Annotated in this window: 2 protein-coding genes; both read right to left on the reverse strand. The window is 72.6% G+C overall.

Annotated elements, in window-relative coordinates; genetic code table 11:
- The coding region (locus VJS38_RS13035) for a 4Fe-4S binding protein (RefSeq protein ID WP_324088580.1) at positions 1–2,325 on the reverse strand (2,325 nt) is incomplete at its 3' end.
- Positions 2,322–2,987, reverse strand: coding sequence for a cytochrome c3 family protein (locus VJS38_RS13040; protein ID WP_324088581.1), 666 nt, complete (start codon positions 2,985–2,987; stop codon positions 2,322–2,324). The genes VJS38_RS13035 and VJS38_RS13040, both read right to left, overlap by 4 nt.
- Between the last annotated feature and the right edge of the window lie 153 nt (positions 2,988–3,140).

The following is a 3,140-nucleotide window of genomic DNA, read 5'->3' on the forward strand; positions in this document are numbered from 1 at the left end:
CTCGACCGGCGCCTCGGGGTCGCCGTCGGCGTAGTGGTCGATCCGCAGCCAGTGCATCTCGCGGCCCAGCCTGACCTGCTCCTCGCCGACGATGGCGACGTTGTTCTCCATGTCGCAGGCGCTGACGCAGGCGTTGCAGCCAATGCAGAGGTCGGTGTCGATCGACATGCCGTACTGCGGCCCCTCCTGCGGCTGGTCGGGATAGAAGCTCAGCGGTTTGCCGCGCGGGCACTTCGGCTGGCGGGCGGCCTCCGACGAAATGCTCGGTGCCATGTCGTGATCGCCCTGCGCCTGTTGCAGCTGGGTGGTCGCCAGCCGCGTGCTGCGCCCGGTGGGCGCGACGGCGACGCTCGCGATCGCCCATGGGGCGCCCGAGATCCGAAGCCTGAACGCATCGAAGCCGATCCCGTCGCCGAGCTGGCCGGGCAGGTGGCGGCCGTAGCCGAGCGGCGCGGTGATCGTGCGACGCGCCTGGCCGGGCGTGATCCACACCGGCCCCTCCACGGTCCGGGCGCCCGCCGAGACGCGGATGACGTCGCCGTTCCGGACCCTGAGCTCCGCGGCCAGGGATGCGCTGATCGCCAGCGCATTGCCCCAGGTGATCTTGTTGAGCGGCTTGGGCAGTTCCTGGAGCGCGCCGTTGCCGGCGAAGCGGCCGTCCCAGACCGACGGATCGGCCCTGAACACCAGTTCGAGGGCGTCGTCGACCGCAGGCGCCGCGGCGCGGACAGGCAGGCTCGCTGGCGACGCGGCGACCGGAGCTACCGCGGAGTCGGCGACCCACCCCTGCCGCAGGCTCTCGGCCCAGCGTTCGTCGAAGGCCTCGCCCCAGGCGGCGCGCCAAGTGGCGGCGACGATGTCGCGACCGATGGAGTCCGGGCGGCCCTGCAGGGTCTCCAGCAAGACGTGGCGCGAGCGGACGGCGTAGAAGGGCCGCACCAGCGGCTGGATCAGGCTGACGTTTCCATCGACGCTGCGCGCGTCGCTCCAGGTCTCCAGCTCGTGTTCGAGCGGAGCGTGCCAGGCGCAACCGCGCGCGGTCTCGTCGAGGTGCAGGCCGCCGTGGACGGTGAGGCGGACCTTCCGCAGCGCCCGGGCGAAGTCGATGTCGGCCGGGGCGGCGTAGAGCGGATTGGCCTCGAGGATCATCAGAATGTCGACCGCGCCCGCGGCCATGTCGGCGCAGAGGACCTCGAAACTGCGGGCGCCGTCGGGCGGCTCCAGGGCGGCGGGCGGCCGCGCGTCCAGGGTCGCGCCGAACGCGCCCAGCGCCTGGTCGATCCGCCAGGCCAGGGCCTGGACCTCGGCGGGATGCTGCACGCCGACGGTGACCAGCGCCGCGCCGTGCGCGGCCACCAGCGCTGCGGCGGCGGCCCTGGTCCAGCCCTGCTCGCGCGCGCTCAATCCCTGGGGTGCGGGTGCGAGCCCGAAGGCGGCCGCCAGCGCCTGGCAGAGCAGCGGGACCCGGGCGTGGGCGACCGCCAGCCGGTCCTGGGCGGCGACCCCGGTCAAGCTCGGCGTCGGCTCGGCGCAGAACAGCCGGCTTGGAGCCGAGCCGCGCTGGAAGGCCTGCCGCCGCTGCGACCAGAGCCGTGCGTTGCGGACCTGCTGGGGGCCGGGGCCCAGCAGGTCGTCGTCGAGGCTGACCACCACGGCGGCGCGGTCGAGGCGCGGCAGGAGGTCCAGGGGGCGGCCGAAGGCGAGCCGCGCGGCCTCGCGGCGGGACGCGTCCCCGGCCGGCTCCAGCACGTGCCAGCGGGATTTCGGCCAGCGCGTGGTGATCTCCGCGATCTGGCGCGCGAAGGTCGGCGAGGTCAGCTGGCCGGTCAGGATCCTCAGGCCCTCGCCCTGGCGGGCGTCGAGCGTGCGGGCGCTATCGATCATGGCCGCGTCCAAGGCGCCCCAATCGGTCGGAACGCCCCGGCGGCGCGGGATCTGCGATCGGTCGGGATCGTAAAGACCGAGGATCGAGGCCTGGGTGAAGGCGTCCGCCGCGCCCTGGGCCGCCGGGTGGCCGGGCAGTCCCTCGAGCTTGGTGGGGCGGCCCATGTGGGTGGTCCCCAGCACTGGCTGGGCGTAGCCGCAGACGGGCGTCACCGCGGTCGCGTAATGGCGGGCCCTGTCGGGGACCAGGTACTCGGGCTGGCGGACGTAGGGCAGGGCCTGGGCGTCCGGCTGGTCGGAGGTGCAGCCGGCGAGACCGGCCAGGCCCAGGCTCGCGCCGATCGCCTTCAGCATCTGGCGTCGACCAGTGTCCGTCAGGCCCTCGAAGGCGGCCGGGAACTCGGCCTCCGCGGCGCGGGAGAGGTCGCGGGGCCGGCTCATCGGTGGCAGATCCCGCAGTTGGTGAGCTGGTTCACGTGGACCTGCAGCTCGCGCATGCGCGCCAGCCCATAGCCGCGGTTGCGCGGATCGTTCTCCCAGCTGGTCCAGTCCATCCGCGTGATCTGATCGGGGGGCCGAAGGCGCGGGGCCGGATCGCGGTGGCAGTCGAGGCAGAAGCGCATCTGGAACGGCTGCGCGCGCGTCATCATCGCCATCCGATCGATGCGGCCGTGACAGGCGACGCAGGGCACGCCGCGGTTCACGTGGATCGAGTGGTTGAAGAAGACGTAGTCCGGAACCTGCGAGACCCGGTTCCAGACCAGCGGCTTGTCGTCGGCCAAGCTAGCGCGGACCTCAGCCAGCATCGGCGCGCCGGTCCAGACCTGGGAGTGGCAGGTCATGCAAGTCGAGGTCGGCGGGAAGCCAGCGTTGGCGCTGCTCTCGACGCTGGTGTGGCAGTAGCGGCAGTCGAGGCCGAGCTCGCCCACGTGGTGCTTGTGGCTGAACGGTACGGGCTGGTCGACCGGCGCGCCGGCGCGTGTGACGTAGGTGGAGTTCACCAGGCCCGCGCCGTAGAGCACGCCGCCGATGGAGGCGACGGCGACGCCCACGGCGGCGGCGCGGAGCCAAGTGTCCGCCGAAGCTGTGAAGATCTGCGGCATCCGGCGTCCGTCCCGCCGACGTGCGCCTGCCGGCTTGGCTTCAAAACGGCGCGGAGAGGAATTGGTTCGGTCTACCGCCAATGGACGTTGATGGGCGCGGCGATCGATGAACCCATCCGTCCGCGAGGTATTGCTGGTGTCGACGAAGAGCGG

The organism is Phenylobacterium sp. (assembly GCF_035276905.1).
Lineage (GTDB): Bacteria > Pseudomonadota > Alphaproteobacteria > Caulobacterales > Caulobacteraceae > Phenylobacterium.

Excerpts from the sequence above, each read along its gene's own strand:
- VJS38_RS13040 (WP_324088581.1), bottom strand. The coding sequence starts at position 2,987 with ATGCCGCAGATCTTCACAGCTTCGGCGGACACTTGGCTCCGCGCCGCC.